Source organism: Nocardia sp. NPDC057272, assembly GCF_042668615.1.
Taxonomy (GTDB): domain Bacteria; phylum Actinomycetota; class Actinomycetes; order Mycobacteriales; family Mycobacteriaceae; genus Nocardia.
On the sequence record NZ_JBHUYK010000061.1, the window covers coordinates 1 to 4693 of the forward strand.

Consider the following 4693-nt stretch of genomic DNA (forward strand, 5'->3'; position numbering starts at 1 on the left):
GCTTTCCTTCTGTACTACGGCGAAATTACTTGGCCGGAGCGACGAAGGGCTGGTTGATCGTGGTGAAGTACTGGATCGCAGCACCGATCGCGACCGGAGCGGTCACGAAGATCTGGCCCAGGATGACGCCGAGGGCGCCGATGGTGGTGGCGCCGACGACGCAACCGGCGAGCGGGCCGGCACCGAACAGGGCGAGCAGCACACCGGTAGCGACCAGGCCGGCCGCGGCACCCGCGATGCAGCCGATGGTCGCGCCGCCGAGGCCGCCGGCCAGGGTGCCGATGGTGGCGCCCATGGAGATGGTGGAGGTCAGACGGCTCCAGGCGGCCTGCTCACGCTCGTACTCGGTCTTCCAGGGAGCCTTGTCCTCGTAAGGCAGGGCTACCGGCTTGTAGACGGCCTGGGCCGGGTCGAGCTGGGGGGTCAGGACGGCCTTGTTGCCCGAGATCTCGGCGGCGATCGGCAGCTCGAAGTCATCGAGGCGGAACGACAGCGGGGTGCCGGCGACGGTGGTGCCGTTGGCAGCCTTGATCTTGAAGGCGCCGTCTTCGACGACCAGCGAGCCGGCATCGGTGGTGATGACGGACTTGGAACCGTCGACGACCTCGGCGGAGTAGTTGATCGGGGCGGCTTCTTCGACCGGCGCGGCGTTCACAGTGCCGGCGGTGACGCCCATGGCAGCGATCAGCAGCGCCGACGTGGCGGCGAATTTCCTCATCAGCATTTTTGTTGAACCTCAAGTTTGGAGCGTGCGGAGGGGACTGGTAGATCAAAAGCCCCCGCAGCTAACCAGAGGTGAACCTGCTGTGACTGTTAGTTCAAGTTTTGTTCACCGTGGATACCCCGATGCTGGTGCGGTGCTAGAAACCTGAGCGTTGACCGGGCTTTTTCTCAGGAAAACCAACTCTGAGTCTTAACCTACTTGCAGGTAATGTGACATAGATCACGGTGTAAATATATACCGGGTCACAGGTCAGAGACGATCCAGCAACACATAACAGTGACACCTTTCGTCACGAGCGTCCGCGGAATGCACGTATCGTTGACCGAGTGCGAGTGCTCGTAACCGGCGGGGCCGGGTTCATCGGTGCGAATTTCGTCCAGCAGACCGTGGCCACGCGCCCGGATGTCCAAGTGACCGTGCTCGACGCGCTCACTTACGCGGGCAACCGGGCATCGCTGGATCCGGTCGCGGATCGGATCGAATTCGTGCACGGCGATATCGCCGATCTCGATCTTGTCGACAACTTGGTCAGCGGGGTGGACGCGGTCGTGCATTTCGCGGCCGAATCCCACAATGACAACTCCCTGGCCGAGCCGTGGCCGTTCGTGCAGACCAATATCGTCGGCACCTACTCACTGTTGCAGGCGGTACGCCGCCACGAGGTGCGCTACCACCACGTCTCCACCGACGAGGTGTACGGCGATCTCACCCCCGACGAGCCGGGCTTCACCGAATCCACCGCCTACAACCCGTCGAGCCCGTATTCGGCGACCAAAGCGGGCAGCGACATGCTGGTGCGCGCCTGGACCCGGTCTTTCGGTGTCCGCGCGACCCTGTCGAACTGCTCCAACAATTACGGCCCCTACCAGCACGTGGAGAAATTCATCCCGCGCCAGATCACCAACCTGATCGACGGTGTGCGCCCACGGCTGTACGGCGCGGGCCATCAGGTGCGCGACTGGATCCACGTCGACGACCACAATCGCGCGGTCTGGGACATTCTCGAGCGCGGCCGGACCGGCAAGACCTACCTGATCGGCGCCCAGGGTGAACTCGACAACCTCACGGTCGTCCAGCTCATTCTGCAGGCGTTCGATCGAGAGCCCACCGATTTCGATCACGTGACGGACCGCCCCGGCCACGACCAGCGCTACGCCATCGACGCGAGCCTGCTGCGCGAGGAGCTGGGCTGGTCACCGCGCTACGCGGACTTCCGCGCCGGCCTGGCCGACACCGTCGCCTGGTACCGCGACAACGAGGACTGGTGGCGACCGAAAAAGGCCGATACCGAAAGCGCCTACGCGGCAGCGGGCGAGAAAACTCTGTAATCCCCACCGTCGTCTGGGGAATTATCCCCAGACGACGGTGTAATACGTTGCGGCGGTAGCGACAAGCGCGAAAGTCGACGCACAGGCGATGGTGATCGCGGTCCCACGGGCCGGAATCACGCCCTCGGAATTCGTGAGTCGCAGCGGCACCACGCGAGCCAGTACCGCCAGTCCCATGATTGCCAGCGGCACGAAATACCGGCCCTGCACACCGTCGATGATGTAGAAATCGACCGGCGTGAACGACATGTACAGCGTCACGTAGATCATCGCCACACTCGCGAGCACCGTGAGCGCCACGATCAGCGTGCGACGGAAAGTGGCTGTGGTGGTACTCATCCGGTCGACGATGCCGAAACTCACCGCGAAGGCGAGCAGGCACGCCAGCATCGAAATCGCGGGCACGTCCACATACGCGAAACCGAGTTCGCCGAAGAACTGGTTGAACCAGCGATGGTCGCGCAGCGCGATGCTCTCGCCGAAGGTGTGCACGAATTGCACCGGGTCGCTGAGGATTCCCTTCAGCTGATCGCCCGGTCGCACCTGCCCCCACTGATGGGGCGGGCGCATCAGGCCCATGCCGTCGCCGGTGGGCGCCGCGATCTTCGTCCAGGCGAGGAAAAGGACACCGCCCGTCACCGCGAATGCCCACGGAACGAATTTCAGTTTTCCGGTGAAACCGAGCCGGTCGGCGGGCACCACCACAACGAGCATCGCCAGCAGCACATAGGTCGGTTTGCTCAGCGGCAGCGCGATCGTCGCGGCGAGCAGCGCGGCGGTTTCCGCCCGGTGCAGTCGATCGCCGACGAACAGCGCTTTCAGCAGCAGCGCCGACACCATGATGGCGAGCGCGTTGGTGAGCGTGTCCGCGGTGACGGTGCCCGCCTGGAAAAGCGCGATCGGCAGCACCGCCACGGTGAATACCAGCCACTGGCTACGCCGCTCGCGCAGCGCGTAGAGCCCGAATCCGACGACCGCGAGATAGGCGACCAGGCCGGCGAAACGGGTCAGCAGATACATGCCACCCACGTTGAGGCCGAGCGCCTCGCCCAGCCGAATGCCAACGGCGGCGGGCACATACGGCACCGGCGAGTAGGCGGCGGTGTTGGTGAACCACATCTGCCGGGTCGTCGAGGAGACCTCGGCCGCGGCGAGCCGGTCGTAGGCGCCGGGGTCGGCCACCATCGCGTCGGGCTCTTCGGGGTTGTCGTTGTAGTCCTTGAAGGCGTAGCCCATCAGCGCGTCGACGCTGACCGGGATCTGCCCGCCGTAGGCCACACCGCGATCGTCGACGATGCGCTGGGGGAACACGCCGCCGTGGGCGACCTGGTAGGCGCGGCCGAACTGGGTGATCTCGTCGTGGCCCCAGAACGCGGGCGTGAGCACCGCGAACACGGCGCCGAACACGGTCGCGATCATCGCGAACGCGACGGTGGCGGCGCCGAACCGCTGGGTCACGGTCCGGATCGGCGCCAACGCCCGATCCTTGCGTGCGGGGGTCTTGCTGGGTTCTACAGTCGTCTCGGGCTCGATGGACGTGGTCACCGACGGTCTCCGGCCGCGACGTCCTCGCTCACCCCGGCGGCCGAATAACGCAGGTAGACCAACCGCGCCGTCTCGTGGCGGGAGCGGCGGATACCGTCCAGGATCAGGCCCGCGGTCCAGGCGAGGCTGCCGAGCAGCAGCAGCGTGAACGCGAGGAACAGCGTCGGGAACCGCGCCACCTGGTGAGTGTTGTAGAAGTCGATCACGATCGGCACGGTCAGAATCACCGAGACCAGCCAGGCGATGGTGCCGAACAGGCCGTAGAACGCGACGGGGCGTTCGTGGCGGGCCAGGCCCAGGATCAGCGCGAGGATCTTGGTGCCGTCGCGGTAGGTGCGCAGCTTGGATTCGCTGCCCGCGGGGCGGTCGCGGAAACCGACCGGCACCGAGGTCTGCGGCACGCGCAGGTGCAGCGAATGCACGGTCAGCTCGGTCTCGATCTCGAACTCGCGCGACACGGCCGGGAAGCTCTTCACGAATCGGCGCGAGAACACCCGGAAGCCGCTCAGCATGTCTTCGACGTTCTCGCCGAACACCTTGCCGACCACGCCGTTGAGCACCTTGTTGCCGGTCTCGTGACCGCTGCGGTAGGCGCTGGCGTCGGCGTCGTCCTGCTTGCGCACACCGAGGATGTGGTCGTAAGGGCCCTCGAGCAGCGTCTTGATCATCAGCGGAGCGGCCGACGCCTCGTAGGTGTCGTCGCCGTCGATCATCAGATAGACGTCGGCGTCGATATCGGCGAAGGCGCGGCGCACCACATTGCCCTTGCCCTTGGTGTTCTCGAAGCGCACGATCGCCCCGGCCTCACGGGCGCATTCGGCGGTGCGGTCGGTGCTCAGGTTGTCGTAGACGTAGACGACGATCCCCGGCACAGCGGCTTTGAGGTCGGTGACGACCTTGGCGACCGCGGCCTCTTCATTGTGGCAGGGGACCACGGCGGCAATGCGAAGCTCGGTGGAGTCCACCCGGGTCAATCCTCGGAGTTAGGCAGCAGTGGGACACCGGGAGGCTACAGGATTGTCGGCGCGCTGGCGCGCGCGTGTTCGCGGCCCCGAGGGGCCGCCGGTTAGCCGCCGTTGCTTGCTCCTTCGTCGCC

Annotated in this window: 4 protein-coding genes; 1 reads left to right on the top strand and 3 read right to left on the bottom strand. The window is 65.5% G+C overall.

Annotated elements, in window-relative coordinates; genetic code table 11:
- Window positions 1-25: 25 nt before the first annotated feature.
- Window positions 26-724, bottom strand: coding sequence for a hypothetical protein (locus ACFULV_RS34835; RefSeq protein WP_378664355.1), 699 nt, complete (start codon window positions 722-724; stop codon window positions 26-28).
- Window positions 725-1050: 326 nt separating this feature from the next.
- On the opposite strand from ACFULV_RS34835, the gene rfbB reads away from it, so the two are divergent.
- Window positions 1051-2052, top strand: a complete 1002-nt coding sequence (rfbB, locus tag ACFULV_RS34840) for a dTDP-glucose 4,6-dehydratase (RefSeq protein ID WP_378664358.1) — start codon at window positions 1051-1053, stop codon at window positions 2050-2052.
- 21 nt (window positions 2053-2073) lie between these two features.
- On the opposite strand, the gene ACFULV_RS34845 is transcribed toward rfbB, so the two are convergent.
- The gene (locus ACFULV_RS34845; RefSeq protein WP_378638089.1) at window positions 2074-3597 is read right to left on the bottom strand and encodes a DUF2142 domain-containing protein; all 1524 of its coding nucleotides are present in this window, start codon (window positions 3595-3597) and stop codon (window positions 2074-2076) included.
- Entirely contained in the window at window positions 3594-4562 is a 969-nt protein-coding gene (locus ACFULV_RS34850; RefSeq protein WP_378638091.1) for a glycosyltransferase family 2 protein, read from the bottom strand. The genes ACFULV_RS34845 and ACFULV_RS34850 overlap by 4 nt, the downstream gene beginning before the upstream one ends.
- Between the last annotated feature and the right edge of the window lie 131 nt (window positions 4563-4693).

What these genes read in the sequence shown, in the direction of transcription:
- ACFULV_RS34835 (WP_378664355.1), bottom strand. Translation starts at nt 724, where the DNA reads ATGCTGATGAGGAAATTCGCCGCCACGTCGGCGCTGCTGATCGCTGCC.